Raw genomic sequence first — 16,634 nt, forward strand, 5'->3', positions numbered from 1 at the left:
TGTATTCATGTTATAATGAGGGCACATTTTAGCAGTAAGCACAGAGAGGAGGCGCATCCATATGGAAATAACCGCACAAGAAGTAGCAGAATGGATGGTGAAGGAGATTCGTTTTACGGGTACCTTGCATCAGACGGCGGCGATTGAATATGTGAAAGAGAATTTTGGAGAACAATTTGTATTTGTGAATGAGAACGGCAATGCCTCACTCTCCAAAGAAGTGAAGAAAGCTTTCCGGAAACTCCATGGCGGGAGAATTGCTTGGGATCGAGACGGGTTCTTGTGGGCTTGGACCTAAGTTTGGCGCTTCCAAACATGTACAAACTGTTCAACTTATATAATTAGTTAAAAAACGGACCATGCATGTACTGCAATGGCCCGTCTTTTTGCATTCTTTTTAGTTAGATATATTCTGTCATTCCCTGTTCCTTTAGAAGCTCCACGATATCTTTGACTGACTGCGCTTTATCCTTGGGACAGATTAACAGTGCATCCCCAGTATCCGCAATGATGAACCCGTCTACACCAATGGTCGTGATAAGTCTGCCATTTCCATAAATGATTGAGTTATGGGTATCTATTCCCACATGATTTGCTTTTATAATGTTGCCTGCATCATCCGGAGGGAAGATTGAACCCAGTGCATCCCAGCTACCGATATCATTCCAGCCAAATTGTCCGGAAAGCACGACAACTTCATCAGAGCGTTCTAAAATGCCGTAATCAATCGAAATATTCTGAAGCGTTGGGTAGATGGCATTAATAACTTCCTCTTCCTGATCTGTACCCAAACAATCACTGATGGGCAGCATGGTTTTGTAGAGTCGAGGTAGATAACGTTTGAAATTATCAATAATGACAGAGGTCTGCCAAATAAAAATCCCACTATTCCATAGATAATTACCGGATGCCAGATAACTCTGTGCATTCTGAAAGTTTGGTTTCTCTACAAATTCATCTACATCATATACAGCCACTGGGCTTGTCGCAATCGGCGTCTTATCAAAGGCAATATAGCCGTAGCCAGTAGATGGGAAAGTAGGCTTGATTCCGATGGTTACTATTTTGTCTGACTCCATGGCAACAGTACAGGCTTCGTCTAGTGTAAGACGGAATTGTTCCTCATCCGTTATATAGTGATCGGAAGGAAGGACGACCATTAAAGAATTGCCATGAGACTTCTCTATAGATAATGCTGCAAAAAGAATGCTAGCGGCTGTATTTCGCGCCACAGGTTCAATTAGAATATTAGCTTTGAGAACGCTGCTGTGCATAATACTCTCCAACAATACTGCTTGGGTACGATTAGTAACGATAACTGTATTCTCCTGAGGAATAATCCCTTTGAAGCGTTCAATCGTATCGTTTAACATAATGTCGTTGCCACTAATGTTCAGCAGCTGCTTTGGGATTTCTTGTCTGGACAGGGGCCAAAACCGTGTTCCGCCCCCGCCGGCTAGGATCGTAGCATATTTATTCATGATGCATCACCAACCGGGCAATTGTGAAGGATATAATGCTCTCCGAGCCTTGATTCAGGTTGAGCCCCGCCGCATGAATACCGTCATAACAAGCACCAGTCTGCGGATCGATTAGGGGGATTCCCAAGGAATTATGCCCTAGATACCAGTTGTAGCATAATTCTGCCTGCGCAAGATAAGAGGGGTCCTCAAGAACAACAGCTGCTTCCCGGCAGGCCAGCAGCATCTCGCAGGCTTCAATGGGCTGTTCATCATAGGGTGCAGCCAGCCCATCGCGCAGCAGCCAGCCATGGCTGCCGATCGGTTTATAGTAGCCTTTGCTGGAGAAGGTGGTTGAAGCTAGGAAATCCAGGCTTTCCTTGGCGGTCTCCCGCAGGTTTTTATTCCCGGAGATTAGGTAGGCCCGAAGCAGAGCCCAGGGCAGCATGGAATTGCCATAAGTGATGCTGTCCTCGAACCAATTCCAGCCGTGCCCCTTATAGCGGGTATATTGATTATGCAGCCGAACCGCAATATTTTCGATCAGACTCTCAATGGTTGCCCTTGGCAGAAAGGCGGCTTCTTCGGTCGTGTTTTCAGTATGCGGGTATGGAAAAGCATAACCTAATGGGCCGGGTGCTTCGGTAAGATAACTTAAGCCGATGATGGCATAGGCTCCGGCCCGAGGTGAGCCCAAGGCTTCCAGATGCGGCAGTGCCTGATTGATCAAATACCGGCAGGTATTCATCAGGTTGTCAGGCAGGGAAGCTGCATGCGACAAGGCGAACCCTAGTGCCCACAAGGTACGTCCCTGGCAATCTTCAGAACCTTTATCCTCTATAAAGGAGCGGTTATAATCCATGAAATTGCGAAAATTGCCGTCCGCTGTCTGGGAATGATAGATAAAAGAGATATACGTATGAATGAGATCGAGTGCCACGGCATCCCGGGAATTCTCGTACATTAAGACCGCAGCAATCAGGGCGCGGGCATTATCATCGGTAGTGTAGCCCTTGGAACGGTCCGGAACCCCAAACTTGGTATGCTGAAAGATTCCTGTATCGTCCGTGATTCTGCGCATATAGCCTGGTTTAGACTGTACTGTGGTGGAGGTTTCCATTAAATCACGCTCCGATCAGCTGACGCCGAGCTCTGGATATGGCTGTGGAACAAGGCGGCATAGATTTTGGCGATTTCGTTCCAGCGCATAGTGAGCCCGAGCTTCAACGTGCGGTCTTCCATCGTTTGCACCAGAGCAGGGCTGTTCAGCAAGCGCAAAATGCAGGCTTCCAAGGAAGCAGAATCATGAAAATCAGCCAGTAGACCGCGGCCTTCTGCCAGCATTTCCTGGGCGTAGCGGTAAGGGGTCGACACGATGACCCGGCCATAACCGACTCCGTAGGCCAGGGTGCCGCTGACGGCCTGATCCTTACCCAGATAAGGAGTCACATAGATATCTGACATGACCAAGGACTCTATTACTTCTTCTTGGGTCAGCAACTTATCGACGAATTGGACATTGTCCTGCAAGTCAAACATTTCTACGAGGTCCGTCAGTTTCTGGCGGTAAACTTCCCCGGATTCCAGCTTGACGACCGGATGGGTCTTGCCCCAGACAATGTAAAGTGCTTCGGGATGGCGCTTGACCACGCCGCGCATGGCTTCGATGCTGTATTCAATCCCTTTGCCGGGACTGAGGAAGCCGAAGGTGGAGAGGATCTTGCGGTCTGGATAACCGTATTGTGCTTTAAGGCTGGTGCGTGAGGCTGTGCTAACTTGAGGGACACCGTGATGGATGAATGTGATTTTGGAAACTGGGATCTCATAAATAGTAGATAAATCGGTAAGGGTTGATTCTGCCATCGTCACGACCTGCACGCTACGCTCGGCCAGACATCGGATGATCTGATGCTGCTTAGGGGAGGGCTTGGTCAACACTGTGTGAAAAACAACAACATACGGAATGTTCAAACGTTCGACAAAGGGGAGCAGGTATTCACCGCTTTCTCCGCCGTAGATGCCAAATTCATGTTGGATGACCAACAAATCGGTATCAGAATTGTTGAGGAAATCGGCCGTATCTATATAATCTGCGTAATTATGCTGGTCGATCTGCCGTATTACCTGCTGATCGTAAGCGTAGGTTTCATTGTTGTTTATGGCAATAATCCGGGGCGGGTTAAAGCCGGGAAGGTGGATAAGTTCATCTAGCAGATCCTGTGTGAACGTGGCGATACCGCACTCTCGCGGCAGACTGGTTCCCAGGAACACGATGTTGTGATTACGGACTGTATTTTTCATTCAAAGAGCCTCCCTAATGGTCTTGCGATTGGTCTGGATACAAAAAAAGAAAATAAAGAAGACTCTATTTTCTGAATAGGGAAAGGTATTTGGTTTTCTAAAATTAGAAATGTTGCAAATTATTTCCTAATCCAACTGTAACATGACCGTTTTATCTTGTCAATTCGATTGACGCCTTGGGGTTAGTACGGATATATTATTGGAGGAGGTGTATGAATGCCAGTCATACGCAGTAAACTGAGTGAGGTCATGGAGAGGCATGATCCGAAATTATCGATCCGCAAGCTTGCTAAAGAGATCAATTACCATTTTGATTCGGTACGCCGAATGTATAAGAATGAGATGGTGCAGTATCCAAGGGATCTGTTGCTAAAATTATGTGTATACTTTAATGTCCAGCCCGGCGAGCTGATTGCCATGGATGCGGAAGACAACGATTGGGTGATCGATCGTTCAAATGATTATGAGGAGGACGGCGATGACAAGGAACCCGGCACAGACAGCCACCTGTAAGCAGCTTCTGGATACATATCATGCCGGACGCGGTACAACCACTGTAAATAAACTGACGTTCACCGGTGTTGGGCACCGGGATGTCTATAATATAACCGCCCCGTTTATGTATAACGGGGAAGAGGTACTAATGGGAAGAGTTGAGGAACGGGACAGTGAGTTCTCTCAAGTCTTCTTTTTTACATGCCATGATGGGGTTTGGAGACCTCGTGCGCATACGCATACGTACAATTTACAGGACCCGTGCTGGACCCGGATCAGGGGGGAACTTATTGTGGGCGGGGTGGAAGTGATTACGGCAGCGGATGATCCGCATCGGATTATCTCCTGGGTGACCCAGTTCTACCGGGGTTATCACATCGATTCTTTGACCCACTTTTCTTCAGGCCCCGGCACGATGAAGGATATCCGGCTTATCGAGCTTGATAATGGCAGTGTAGGCGTATTTACCCGGCCGCAGGGCGAACGGGGTGGGCGAGGGCAGATTGGGTTCACAGTGATTCCTTCGCTGGACGAACTGAATGAGCAGACCTTTATTGATGCCGAGGTGCTACAGGATCAATTCGTGCCCGAAGAGTGGGGTGGAGCCAATGAAGCTCATCTGCTGCGGGGTGGGAAGGTGGGCGTGTTGGGCCACATTGCTTGCTTCGATAGCGCCGGAAACAAACACTATTATGCCATGGCTTTTTCGCTGAATTCTGAGACTTATAAGGCAACTCCGGTCAAAATAATAGCAGTCCGCAGTGATTTTCCGGCGGGCCCGGGCAAGCGCAAAGAACTGGAGGATGTCATCTTCAGCGGTGGCTTGAAACGTCTTGGAGGAGGCCGGGCGGTATTGTCTGTAGGGGTGAGTGACGCAGAAGCGTATCAGATTGAGATCGCGGACCCGTTTGACGAATATGAATCCTAGCGTTCTTTCAGTTGGTTTGACTAGATTATATGGTCATGTTACACTTAGTGTGACAAGAATTTATGGTCAAAGAGAGCGGGAAACCCAATGAATAAGTTTATTCAATTCAACACACGTAAGACTGACACCAAGTCCAACATCAATCAGGCGCGTAAGCAAGGACGTATTCCGGCTGTATTATATGGTATTGGTAAAGAGACTCTGACGTTGGAAGTGAATGAAAAAGAACTTCTGGACATTCTCAAAAAGAATCCGCGCGCAATTCTGCAAGGTAAGGTATCGGAAGATCTAGAGGTTCCGGTCGTGGTTCAGAACATTCAGAAGGATACCCTGTCCGGCAAAATTCTGCATATTGATTTTCAACATGTAAATATGAAAAAGAGCATGGACAGCAAGGTGACTATTCATTTTGCAGGTGAAGCCGTAGGTATTAAAGCAGGCGGTACGCTTCAGGTTGAAATTTATGAAGTGGAAGTTCGCTGTATGCCTGAAGATCTTCCTACCTCCATGGAAGTGGATATTAGCGGATTGGATATTGGCGACCAATTGCTTGTCTCTGATCTGATCTTTAAGGACGGGATTGAAGTGTTGACCGAACCGTCAACCGTAATGATCCAGATCAAGACCGTGCATGAAGAAGAGGAAGAAGAAGCGGTAGTAACTCCAGCCTAAACCTATATTTTTATTAAAAAAGCAAGTTTCCAGGGAAGAGGAAACTTGCTTTTTTTGCGTTGAATCATACAGGAACTTCTCGTTGGTCCTTTGCCATAGAGGAACTACATAACGGGCAGGGCTTTGAGGTTAAATGATCCTCAGCTCCGCCCGCTTTCATGCGTGTCCAGCCAGGACAGGTATTGCTGGTACAATTCCATACTGGAACGACATGGGTTCTTGTCGCAGTTGTGCGACTGGTAGGTAAGGATCTTGTTGTTACTGTTCTGCTCACCGTAGTCGTTGCTGTGGAAGAAACAGCAGAGCGGAAGGCTGATAACATGAAGCGGGAGACCTCTGCTTTTTTGCCCCGATGCCTCGCAGGTGAACTGATAAATAGCTCTTCCCGGGCTCTAGTAACAGCTACGTAAGCCAGTCTTCGCTCCTCTTCCAGTGCAGCCAAGCTTGAACTACCACTATTTGCAGCGGCCAGCTTGCGGTCCTTGAGCCGGTCGCCCTCCAGTGCGGAGCTATGCGGAAGAATTCCTTCAGAGGCTCCAATCAAAAAGACCACAGGAAACTCTAAGCCCTTGGATTTGTGAATGGTCATAAGCGCGATCCGATTCCCTTGTTCTTTGGTGCTTGGCTGACGATTATGTTCATTACGTTCCGTAACATTATCTATGAAATCTAGAAAGGCAGGAATACTATCAAATCGCTCTGCAGACGATTCTAGTTCATCTAGCATTTCTTTTAACGTTTCGCGATGCAAGGTTGCTTGATGCCGCTCATTCGCTTCGATGAAATAATCATAGAATTGCGTGCGGATCTGGCGAATCGCTTGGACTGGGGTTAACTCGCGCATATTGCGAATTAGATCCAGCCGCTCTCTAAGCTTAGTGCCCTTGAAATCCTCCATGCCGGGCATGGACAACAGATGGATTAGTGGGCCTTGCTTTGGTTGTCTGGCTTCCATCTGCCGGATGTGATTCATACCTTTTTCACGGTTCATATATAGAGTAGGCAGGATGTTCTCCATAGCCGCAAAATTCCGCCGATTCACGGAGAGACGCATATGATCCACGACCGGGGAAATTAGCCAGTGTTCGTACAGTAATTGGCCTTCTCCATAATCAATATAGGGAATATCGCGTAAAAGAAGTAATTCCAGAACGGCCCGGTTGCTGCTGGACGCTCTATATAACATGGCGAAGTCGCTATATTCTCTTTTGCCGCTCGAAACCTCGTTTAAAATATGCTCAACCATCTGCTCAGCTTCCTCGTCTGCTGTCTGCGGACGCATATACCGGGGCTGACTCCCGCTGCCTTTGGCAGCTTGCAGGGTTTTGGAACGCCGGCGCGTATTGTGCCGGATAATACCGTTGCCGAGCCCGACTATAGCTGGACCAGAGCGGTAATTAATATCAAGTGTAATAACCCTTGCTCCCGGGTACAGCTTCTCGAATTCCAGAATGAATTCACTGCGTGCCCCGTTGAAGGAATAAATCGTCTGGTCATCGTCGCCAACTACCATCAGATTATGCTGCGGGTGAGCAATCATTTTGACTAACTCGTACTGCAAGGCATTGGTATCCTGAAACTCATCCACCATCACGTATAGATATCTCATCTGCAATTCCTGCAAAAGCGTTGGACGCTCCTTCAGCATCCGATAGGCGATTAAGAGGACATCATCGAAGTCGATTTTGAAATTGTCTAGTTTCCATTGTTCGTAGATTTCCAGAATGGATTTCATTTCTTTTTCAGCGGTGGTTCCTTCAGGCAAGCCTTCTACGGTACCCATGTTCATCTTGCAGGAAGAGAGCAGGGAGAGTAGCGTTTCCGGTGGATAGGCATCTTTAGGTAGCCCGAGCTCACGCATGATTTGTTTCAACAGGATGTGCTGGCGCCGCGTCTCACTGAAAATTTCTTGCTGCAATCCTTGTCTGCGCAAGAAAAATAAGAAAAAGGAATGAAAAGTACGGGCTTGCAGCCGCGCGACGTCCGCTGGGCCTACTCCCGGCAATAGGGCGATCCGTTCGCGCATTTCCGCCGCAGCTTTACTCGAAAAAGTCAGCAATAGCAGCTGACTTGGCGAGACGCCGCGCACGGACAACAAATAACCGGTTCTGCAGATCAGAACCGAGGTTTTGCCGGAGCCTGCGCCGGCCAGTGTTAGAAGCGGCCCTTTATGATGCCGTACCGCAGAAATCTGCGGACGGTTGAGCAGGATGCCGCCTTCTTCCAGCCTGCGGAAATAAGCGGAGTCCTCATCCTCCCGCTTCACCAGTTCTTGGCTTGTCTGCGCTGAGGCCACAGCCGCTTGCGGGATCCGCTCACCAGTAGCTCCCAGCGGGATAGTATGAAATAAAAGCTTATTCAATAGATTCACCTTCATTATTTCTGTATAGAGTAGTGATCTCAACAAACCTAGTTCTATGATGTTTGAGTTCATCTTAAAATGTGCCGAAAATTTAGCCAATCTACAATATACCATCCCAAGCTTTTTGCTGCACAGGAAAAGTGTTGGATATTGAGCCAGTAAAAATCTGGGGATTGGTGTGGGAGTGGGACACAACGGTGGTATAAATCCCGTAGATAGGCCGGAATGTGGCTGCGTGGACGGAATGTGCGGTATAAATCCCGTAGATTAGCTGGAATGTGGCTGCGCGGGTGAAATGTACGGTAAAAATCCCGTAGATAGGTAGGATTGTGGCTGCGTGGGCGGAATGTACGGTATAAATCCCGCAGATTAGCTGGAATGTGGCTGCGTGGGCGGAATGTACGGTATAAATCCCGCAGATAGGCAGGAATGTGGCTACGTGGGCGGAATGTACGGTATAAATCCCGTAGATTGGCAGGAATGTGGCTGCGTGGGCGGAATGTGCGGTATAAATCCCGCAGATTAGCTGGAATGTGGCTACGTGGACGGAATGTACGGTATAAATCCCGTAGATTAGCTGGATCGTGGCTGCGCGGGCGAAATGTACAGTATAAATCCCGTAGATAGGTAGGATTGTGGCTACGTGGACGGAATGTACGGTATAAATCCCGTAGATTAGCTGGAATGTGGCAGTGTCGGCGGAATGTGAGGCATAAATCCCGCAGATTAGCTGGAATGTGGCAGTGTCGGCGGAATGTGAGGCATAAATCCCGCAGATTAGCTGGATCGTGGCTGTGCGGGCGGAATGTACGGTATAAATCCCGCAGATTAGCTGGATCGTGGCTGCGTGGGTGAAATGTACGGTATAAATCCCGTAGATAGGCTGGAAAGTGGCTGCGCGGACGGAATGTACGGTATAAATCCCGCAGATTAGCTGGATTGTGGCTGCGCGGGCGAAATGTACGGTATAAATCCCGTAGATAGGTAGGATTGTGGCTGCGTGGGCGGAATGTACGGTATAAATCCCGTAGATAGGCTGGAATGTGGCTGCGCGGGCGAAATGTACGGTATAAATCCCGCAGATTAGCTGGATCGTGGCTGCGTGGACGGAATGTGCGGTATAAATCCCGCAGATTAGCTGGATCGTGGCTGCGCAGGCGAAATGTACAGTATAAATCCCGCAGATTAGCTGGATCGTGGCTGCGTGGGCGAAATGTACGGTATAAATCCCGTAGATAGGCTGGAATGTGGCTGCGTGGACGGAATGTGCGGTATAAATCCCGTAGATAGGTAGGATTGTGGCTGCGTGGGCGGAATGTGCGGTATAAATCCCGCAGATTAGCTGGATCGTGGCTGCGTAGACGGAATGTGCGGTATAAATCCCGTAGATTAGCTGGATCGTGGCTGCGTGGACGGAATGTGCGGTATAAATCCCGCAGATAGGCAGGAATGTGGCTACGTGGACGGAATGTACGGTATAAATCCCGTAGATTAGCTGGATCGTGGCTGCGTGGGCGAAATGTACGGTGTAAATCCCGTAGATTGGCTGGAATGTGGCAGTGTCGGCGAAATGAGAGGCATATTCGCCCTACTAAAGGGCGCTGGGTGCAGGTCTGTTTCTATTTTTATAATATAAAAATTTCCGCCCCGCGCATCGCAGACTTGTTCAGCGCACGTTTGCCACTCCCCTGAACAATTCTGTGATGCCCATTCCCTTTTCCTATCATGCTCATATCCTAAAGCAAAAACATGATATGGAGATGACCCTATGCCCTCGCCCAGTAAGGTCCGCATCAGACATGCCGTTACTATAGACGTACTGATTCCCGCGATTGAAAAAGATTTACAGACCCTTCCCCATGTGATTGACGCTGTTAGAAAGCATGTTAAGCATCCCATCGGCCGGATATTAATTGTTGCTCCCAAAAAGAAACGGATGATTGAGTTCTGTCGCACAAAAGGCTGTACCTTTATTGATGAGAATACGGTGCTGCCGATTACGAAAAAAGACATTCATTATCGCTCACGCACCTGGGAACGTTCCGGCTGGCTATTCCAACAGCTGCTGAAGCTGAATGGCGACAAGCTCTGCACGGCGGATTATTTTCTGGTTATTGATGCCGATACCGTTCTGATCACCCCCCACCGTTTTCGGGCGGACGGCAAGACACTCTTTTACAGCCGGAACTGGAGCCAACCACAGTATTTTGTAACCTATAGGAAACTCATGGGCCGCAAGGTGACCGCAAAATCGTCATTTGTGACCCATTATATGCTGTTTGAACGCAGTCAATTGGCTCAAATGAAAAGAGAGATAGAAGCAAAACACCAAATGCCTTGGTATCGAGCTATTTTACACAGTATGAACCGTTCCAAGCAATTTGCCTTTTCTGAATTCGAAACCTATGCCAATTACCTGTATTCGAAGAATCGCGAGGGAATGAAGATTCAAAAAGCGCGTAATAAAGGTCTCCATATGAATGCAGGACAGCTATCCAAGCAGAGAGTGAATCAGCTGGCTGAGAAGTATAGATCATTGTCTTTTCATAAACGAAAGGGGTATGTGAGAACACCGGGGGCTAAATCCAGCGCAGGGGGGCGATAGGATTGCAGATCGTACTCCTTTCAGGGGGATCGGGGAAGCGGTTATGGCCGCTATCAAATGAGATCAGGTCTAAAGCTTTTTTAAGGCTGCTTCCAACAGAAGCTGGCGGTGTGGAGTCGATGATCGAGCGGGTATGCAGAGGGCTGGAAGAAGTAGGCTTGTTGGATTCAAGCTGCATTGTGACTCATCGCAGTCAGGTGGAGATTACTCGCAAATCCGTTGGTGCTCAAGTCCCTTTATTAGCGGAGCCGCAGAAACGGGGGACTTTTACTGCAGTAGCTCTGGCGGCAAGTTATCTGCATTCTGTGAAGGGTATGGACTCAAAAGAGATCGTAGTGGTCATTCCGGTGGATTCGTATGTGGAGACTTCTTTTTTTAAGCAGCTTCATCAATTTCCTAGTGTACTTGCCGAATCACAAGCGGACATTGCTTTAATTGGTGTTTTACCTGAATTTCCTTCTACACAGTTCGGTTATATTCTGCCGGGTGAAGGGTCTGGGGTAGGGGGGACTTCTTTTTTTAATGTTAAACAGTTTGCAGAGAAACCGAACGAATCGACAGCCGCCGAGTTCATTTCTCAGGGAGGACTGTGGAATTGCGGCGTGTTTTCCTGCTCATTAGGATATTTGCTCTCAAGTATGAAGGAACGGAATCTTCCAGTAGATTACATGGAGTTTTTGGGGCATTATGATCAATTGCCAGAACGAAGCTTTGACTATGAGGTGCTGGAACACACACGGCGTGCGGTAGTAATCCCCTATATTGGGGTATGGGCGGATATTGGCAGCTGGGATGCACTTGTTCCCCATTTGCAAGGAACGGTGATTGGCGAGGGGAGTATCTCAGAGGATTCAAAAGGTACCCATTTGATCAACGAACTCTCTTGCCCTGTGCATATTATCGGAGCCCCGGGTTTAATCGTGGCGGCAGGGCCAGATGGTATATTGGTAGCTGGGATAGAGCAGGCAAAACGAATTAAGCAGAAGCTGGAGGGCCATGCGGCGAAGCCGATGATTGAAGAAAAACGCTGGGGCACCTCACGCATTTTGGACTTCTCTCGCACGGCAGCAGGTATTGAGGTTACGACCTCCAAAATAACCATTCTGGCAGGTGAGCACACCAGTTACCATTTTCATCAACATACTAAAGAAGTTTGGTCTTTTCTTTCTGGAAATGGAGAATACCGGATGAATGGTCATCTTCATACGGTTGCCGCCGGGGACACGGTCACGGTTCCTGCTGGTACGAAGCATGGGCTGCGGGCAATTACAGCGCTCGAATTGATTATCATTGAACTGTTGGAATTTCCTGAGGTGGATGACTATGTACGAGTGTCTGCCGAATGGGAGGGGGAGGACAGCTTCCTTGATGATTTGGGATGAATGGAAAGGTAGTTCGCTTTAACCCGGAGGCTGTTATAGATATGGATAGATTGCGCGGCTGAAGTGAAATAGATGTATCCAGTGCAACTATTTCGTGGAGTAGCGAATGCCTTGCGATATAGATGTAGTTTGTACAGTTAAAAATAGCGAATTTTTGCGTTTTGAATAAATTTGCTGAATATAAATGTACAGAGTGCAATTAAATCCGAATTAGCTCTTAAAAGAGAGCATTTAACTGTACGAAGTACAACTAATCTTTGAGAGGGACGGGGGATGCAATAGGCACGCCACGAGCTAAACCTAAAGTGTAAATGAGAGACCCCTACCTAGCAAAAATAAACCCACAAATAGCACCGTGAGCAGAACTGCCCACGGTGCTATTTGTGTATTCACTGCTTTATACAGAAATTATTCTTTAGAATTTCTATTCAAAAGATGCTCAATTCCTGCCGCGACTCCGTCTTCCTCATTACTGGTGGTGATGAATTCCGCCATTTCCTTAAGAATTGGCGCTGCGTTAGTCATAGCAATCCGGTAGCCGGCCTTCTCGAACATCGGCTGATCGTTATAACTGTCGCCCATGACAGCTACATCCGCTAGCGGGATACCATAATGGTCAGCAAGCATGGTTACACCGGAGCCCTTGTTGGCCTCTTCATGGTTAATCTCGATATTATTTACATGGGAGGCGGTAATAATTAAGCCCGGAATAGCTGCGAAGCGGGTGGAAGCTTCCTTGAGCAGCTCTCGGTTTAGAGAAAAAGCCAATGTTTTATAAATAACATTTTCCTCCTTGCTCCACACCTCTTCCATACTCTCCACATAGGTTACCGCTGCTTGTTGAAACTGTTGATCGATCATTGCTTTCAGCAGCCAACTGACTTCTTCAGGAACTTCTTCATCGCTTAGTGCAGATAATTTCTCTAACCGTACACGTTTGTTCAGCTCTACATAAACGTTATCCTCAGTGTATACCTCGTAATACAAGTCCGGAATTTCGTTCATCCAGCGCAGAGCGGGAATGATGTCCGCTTTATTCAGCGGCGTGCTTGCCGCGAGGGTGCGATCAGATAATGTGACGACTGCGCCATTTAGACTGACTACAGGACATTCCAGATCCGCTAGCCGAAGCTGACGTTCTGCATCCATAAAAGAGCGCCCTGTAGCAATGATAACAATGTGACCTAGTTTCTGAGCTTTTATAATAGCTTCGCGGTTTTTTGGACTGATGTTTCCTTCTTCGTTCAGTAATGTTCCATCCATATCTAAAGCAATCAGCATATTGTATGAGCTCCTTTTCCAGGTAAAGTGGTACTTTTTAAGGGGGATTGAAACGTTACTTGTATCTTATCATTAATATTCTGAAAACCAAAAACCATTTTCATGCAAATGCACAATAATGAACGTCTAACAAGAGATAAGAGTTTTTACACTATATTTTTAGAAAATAGTTCAGTCGTGGTACAATAGTTGTCAAACTAACCGACTAGCCGAATCTATCGTCAGCTTATGTTCGAGGAATGTGACCGACGGTATTTTTCCTGCGTAAGGACATCGGCAGCTGCTTATGTAAAGGGGACTATTTATGAGATCCAAAAACTTAGCCACCATGTCACTCGCCTTTATGGCATGTGGGTTTCTGATTACACTGTTTCTACCTGAAAACCTAGCCGTGATTCTACTGAGAGGTGGTTTCGAGGCTGGTTTGGTGGGGGGGATTGCCGACTGGTTCGCGGTAACGGCGTTGTTCCGCCATCCGATGGGATTACGTATTCCACATACCTCACTACTGCTCAAGAATCGCGATAAGATCATCCAATCACTAATCACCGCGATGGAGACTGAGCTTCTTAACAAGGAAAGCATTGAGAACAAGCTGCGTAAGTTTGGCTTTATATCAATGGGCTCCAAGCTGCTGACAAAGTTTTTTAGTAAAAAGAAGGCAAGAGTACAAATATTGGAGCAGCTTGGCGAATTCGTGTCTCGTCTTCCGGTAGAGAAGGCAGTACCCTTTCTGCAAAAGGCAGCCTCCGAATATGTTCGTGAAGCTGAGCTTGGCGTTGCGGCTGATAAAATAGTTACTAAGTTAATGAATGACGGTAAAGATGTAGCTGCTCTGGACTATGCGCTGGAAGGGGTATCTAATTGGAGCGGACGTCCTGAAACGAAAGCTATGCTGGGCAAGATCGCCAGCGAGAAATTGGCTGAAGTGAAGCTTGGCGGACTTAAAGGCATGGCCTTTCAGGCTTTTGTCGGGTTTATGGATGCAGATATGCTTGGTGAAATGCTGCAAGGTATGTTGCAGTCCGGTATCCGCGATTTTCGGGAAGAGGATAGCCCATACCGTGAAGAGATTATCCGTGAGATTCGAGTGGCCCTGTTCCAGATTGTTAATGATGAGGCTAGACTGGCTTCATTAAAAGAATGGGCACTGAATGAGCTTGAAGGCGAAGCAGCAACCGCATTTCTGCATACGCAATTGGAGAACATTCGCAGCAAAGCAATTTCCCTACTGGAAGAAGACCGGGCGGCTGGCGGACGCAAGCTGTTCACGTTATATACCCTGCTTGTACGTCGTATTGGCAAGGAACAAGAATGGATCAGCAGCTGGGAGGAGCGGATTCGCGCTTCATTAATTGCCTTTGTAGAGGCTAACCACTACAGAATAGGTCTTTTGGTAAAAGAGAATCTGGACAGCATGGATGACGCTAGTCTAGTGAATATGCTGGAAGATAAAGTGGGTAAAGATCTGCAATGGATTCGTGTGAACGGAGCTTTATGCGGGTTTGTCGTAGGGCTTGTGCTTACAGTTATTCAATTGATTTGAATGAAACTTACCTATGTAATGTAAAATTCACAAAAAAAGCAGAGCAGCGATTCTCCCGTGTTGGAGGATCGCTGCTTTTTGTTGTTGCTTATGGCCTGTCTGCATCGTGGAGTAATAATCCTTCTCTGAGGCTTACGGACCCATATGACGTTATTTGTTAGTTTTTGGCCTTTGGAACATGTTTACGGACTCCACCGACGTTATTCCTATAGATGCGTTCATATTGGGCATTTTTCATGCCAATAGTGGTTATAGGGTCCTTTAGCATTGCAAATGTGGGATAAAGCTGCGTTTGGGGTCAGCTGTGTCCGATAGCTACCTTTTATACGCATATATGACCTAATTCAATCGGAGATTGGTGTTTGTTTAGCTCAAGCAAACACCAAAAAGAAGGGAACCCAGCAGCCAGTTGATGGCTTATGGGCCCCCCTACTTTTGTTGAGTCTACAATTGCATTCCGCCTGCAAGAGTTCTGTACGCCTGCTGTGGTGATGTAGAAGCTTGGTACAGCTGTTCTAAATGGTTTGCTGTACGCTGCCAATTGAAGGCTTCAAGCGCATCTGTTCTCCCTTGTGATCCGATGGTAACTGCCAATTGTGGATTGCGGGCAATCCGCAGCAAATGTCGGGCAAAGGGTAAAGCCTCACGATATCGTTCTACCAGATAACCGTTATGGCCAGAGGCGACAATCTCTCGGATTCCCCCATTATTAGAAGCGATAACAGGTAGACCGGAGGCCATAGCTTCTACATTAACAAGCCCGAAGGATTCATGATTCTGGGAAGGGCATACAAAGCAGTCTGCTGCCTGATAAAGGGTGTGAATATTCTCATGAGCTACATTTCCTAGAAAAGTAACCGACACTCTCAGCCGCCGTGCAAGTAGCTTCAACTGCCGTATGTACGACGGTTTGCCCTTGCCTGCGATGACGAGATGAGCGGGGAGGTGTTTGTTTAAATGCGACATAGCACGTATTAATATAGGCACTCCTTTGCGGGGTATAACCCGACCAACGAACAAAACGGTAAAGGTCTGCGGAAGTCTGTAAAAACTACGAAGCTGTTGTTTTTCAGATGTCTGCACAGGGGTAAACCGATCAAGATCGGCTCCCAATAAGACAATGTGAATCCCTGTGGTCAGTTGAGGGAAGCGGCGATCCAATCTTCGCTGTAAGGAGTGGCTGTTGGCAATGATCAGATCTGCTTTTGCCAAGGCATTTGCCACTTTATCTGTACCCGGTGTGAAGGTAAGAGAGTGCAGGAACAGAAATACCGGGATATGAGGAAGCTGTTTCTTTACAGCAGACATAAGATGGGGGCGATTATCAACCTGAATGATATCAAAGGATTCTTTCTGAATGTATTCTAATACCGAAGTAAGATAATGGGCTGGGGTGCTTGCGGGCAACCGGATAATTCTGACCTGCTCCAATATAGTGGCAGCAGGTAGTCCAGGTAACTTCCGACTTACAATGGTTACCTTATGTCTCTCCGCGAGCCTTCTGGCAATGGCCCAAATGCAGATTTCTACTGAACCGTCTCCCGGAACTGGGAACTGCTCCGGTGCAATGATACAAATGTGCATGGTTCACGCCTCCTTTTA

General features: G+C 47.5%; 13 protein-coding genes. 7 read left to right on the forward strand and 6 right to left on the reverse strand.

Annotated elements, in window-relative coordinates; genetic code table 11:
• The first annotated feature begins 61 nt into the window (after positions 1-61).
• The gene (locus tag NSQ66_RS01535; protein ID WP_036687339.1) at positions 62-298 is read left to right on the forward strand and encodes a hypothetical protein; all 237 of its coding nucleotides are present in this window, start codon (positions 62-64) and stop codon (positions 296-298) included.
• Positions 299-401: 103 nt separating this feature from the next.
• On the opposite strand, the gene NSQ66_RS01540 is transcribed toward NSQ66_RS01535, so the two are convergent.
• Genes NSQ66_RS01540 through NSQ66_RS01550 form a run of 3 tightly spaced genes read right to left on the reverse strand, consistent with a single transcriptional unit; the run spans position 402 to position 3,761 of the window.
• Positions 402-1,481 carry a mannose-1-phosphate guanylyltransferase gene (locus NSQ66_RS01540; protein WP_036687341.1) on the reverse strand — a complete coding sequence of 360 codons (1,080 nt, stop codon included), beginning with the start codon at positions 1,479-1,481 and terminating at the stop codon, positions 402-404.
• On the reverse strand, positions 1,474-2,580 hold the full coding sequence (locus NSQ66_RS01545; RefSeq protein WP_076107360.1) for a glycosyltransferase: 1,107 nt from the start codon (positions 2,578-2,580) through the stop codon (positions 1,474-1,476). Before NSQ66_RS01545 ends, NSQ66_RS01540 begins: the two co-directional genes overlap by 8 nt.
• Positions 2,580-3,761, reverse strand: coding sequence for a glycosyltransferase family 4 protein (locus tag NSQ66_RS01550; protein ID WP_036687342.1), 1,182 nt, complete (start codon positions 3,759-3,761; stop codon positions 2,580-2,582). The genes NSQ66_RS01545 and NSQ66_RS01550 overlap by 1 nt, the downstream gene beginning before the upstream one ends.
• Positions 3,762-3,977: 216 nt before the next feature.
• Between NSQ66_RS01550 and NSQ66_RS01555 the strand changes: the two genes are divergently transcribed.
• From NSQ66_RS01555 to NSQ66_RS01565, 3 genes are all read left to right on the forward strand, one after another.
• A complete protein-coding gene (locus NSQ66_RS01555) occupies positions 3,978-4,274 on the forward strand; it encodes a helix-turn-helix transcriptional regulator (RefSeq protein ID WP_051491502.1) in 297 nt (98 codons plus the stop codon).
• Complete coding sequence (locus NSQ66_RS01560; protein ID WP_076141408.1) at positions 4,240-5,184, forward strand: DUF1861 family protein; 945 nt, start codon at positions 4,240-4,242, stop codon at positions 5,182-5,184. Before NSQ66_RS01555 ends, NSQ66_RS01560 begins: the two co-directional genes overlap by 35 nt.
• A gap of 87 nt (positions 5,185-5,271) precedes the next feature.
• Positions 5,272-5,856, forward strand: coding sequence for a 50S ribosomal protein L25 (locus NSQ66_RS01565; RefSeq protein WP_052096720.1), 585 nt, complete (start codon positions 5,272-5,274; stop codon positions 5,854-5,856).
• 64 nt (positions 5,857-5,920) lie between these two features.
• Here NSQ66_RS01565 and NSQ66_RS01570 read toward each other — a convergent pair whose 3' ends face one another.
• Complete coding sequence (locus NSQ66_RS01570; RefSeq protein WP_076141407.1) at positions 5,921-8,218, reverse strand: UvrD-helicase domain-containing protein; 2,298 nt, start codon at positions 8,216-8,218, stop codon at positions 5,921-5,923.
• Positions 8,219-9,986: 1,768 nt separating this feature from the next.
• Here NSQ66_RS01570 and NSQ66_RS01575 point away from each other — a divergent pair.
• Complete coding sequence (locus NSQ66_RS01575) at positions 9,987-10,823, forward strand: DUF6492 family protein (protein ID WP_076101176.1); 837 nt, start codon at positions 9,987-9,989, stop codon at positions 10,821-10,823.
• A gap of 2 nt (positions 10,824-10,825) precedes the next feature.
• Entirely contained in the window at positions 10,826-12,205 is a 1,380-nt protein-coding gene (locus NSQ66_RS01580; protein WP_076141406.1) for a sugar phosphate nucleotidyltransferase, read from the forward strand.
• Between the two features lie 408 nt (positions 12,206-12,613).
• Here NSQ66_RS01580 and NSQ66_RS01585 read toward each other — a convergent pair whose 3' ends face one another.
• Entirely contained in the window at positions 12,614-13,486 is an 873-nt protein-coding gene (locus tag NSQ66_RS01585; RefSeq protein WP_076141405.1) for a Cof-type HAD-IIB family hydrolase, read from the reverse strand.
• Positions 13,487-13,790: 304 nt separating this feature from the next.
• Between NSQ66_RS01585 and NSQ66_RS01590 the strand changes: the two genes are divergently transcribed.
• The gene (locus NSQ66_RS01590) at positions 13,791-15,032 is read left to right on the forward strand and encodes a DUF445 domain-containing protein (RefSeq protein ID WP_076134791.1); all 1,242 of its coding nucleotides are present in this window, start codon (positions 13,791-13,793) and stop codon (positions 15,030-15,032) included.
• Positions 15,033-15,476: 444 nt separating this feature from the next.
• On the opposite strand, the gene NSQ66_RS01595 is transcribed toward NSQ66_RS01590, so the two are convergent.
• Entirely contained in the window at positions 15,477-16,616 is a 1,140-nt protein-coding gene (locus tag NSQ66_RS01595) for a glycosyltransferase family 4 protein (protein ID WP_076101179.1), read from the reverse strand.
• Positions 16,617-16,634 lie beyond the last annotated feature (18 nt).

Origin of the sequence: Paenibacillus sp. FSL H3-0329 (genome assembly GCF_037963285.1) — a bacterium.
Taxonomy (GTDB): Bacteria; Bacillota; Bacilli; order Paenibacillales; family Paenibacillaceae; genus Paenibacillus_AQ; species Paenibacillus_AQ odorifer.

Excerpts from the sequence above, each read along its gene's own strand:
- NSQ66_RS01535 (WP_036687339.1), top strand. The coding sequence starts at position 62 with ATGGAAATAACCGCACAAGAAGTAGCAGAATGGATGGTGAAGGAGATT.
- NSQ66_RS01555 (WP_051491502.1), top strand. The coding sequence starts at position 3,978 with ATGCCAGTCATACGCAGTAAACTGAGTGAGGTCATGGAGAGGCATGAT.
- NSQ66_RS01565 (WP_052096720.1), top strand. The coding sequence starts at position 5,272 with ATGAATAAGTTTATTCAATTCAACACACGTAAGACTGACACCAAGTCC.
- NSQ66_RS01550 (WP_036687342.1), bottom strand. The coding sequence starts at position 3,761 with ATGAAAAATACAGTCCGTAATCACAACATCGTGTTCCTGGGAACCAGT.
- NSQ66_RS01585 (WP_076141405.1), bottom strand. The coding sequence starts at position 13,486 with ATGCTGATTGCTTTAGATATGGATGGAACATTACTGAACGAAGAAGGA.
- NSQ66_RS01595 (WP_076101179.1), bottom strand. The coding sequence starts at position 16,616 with ATGCACATTTGTATCATTGCACCGGAGCAGTTCCCAGTTCCGGGAGAC.
- NSQ66_RS01575 (WP_076101176.1), top strand. The coding sequence starts at position 9,987 with ATGCCCTCGCCCAGTAAGGTCCGCATCAGACATGCCGTTACTATAGAC.
- NSQ66_RS01540 (WP_036687341.1), bottom strand. The coding sequence starts at position 1,481 with ATGAATAAATATGCTACGATCCTAGCCGGCGGGGGCGGAACACGGTTT.
- NSQ66_RS01545 (WP_076107360.1), bottom strand. The coding sequence starts at position 2,580 with ATGGAAACCTCCACCACAGTACAGTCTAAACCAGGCTATATGCGCAGA.
- NSQ66_RS01590 (WP_076134791.1), top strand. The coding sequence starts at position 13,791 with ATGAGATCCAAAAACTTAGCCACCATGTCACTCGCCTTTATGGCATGT.
- NSQ66_RS01560 (WP_076141408.1), top strand. The coding sequence starts at position 4,240 with ATGACAAGGAACCCGGCACAGACAGCCACCTGTAAGCAGCTTCTGGAT.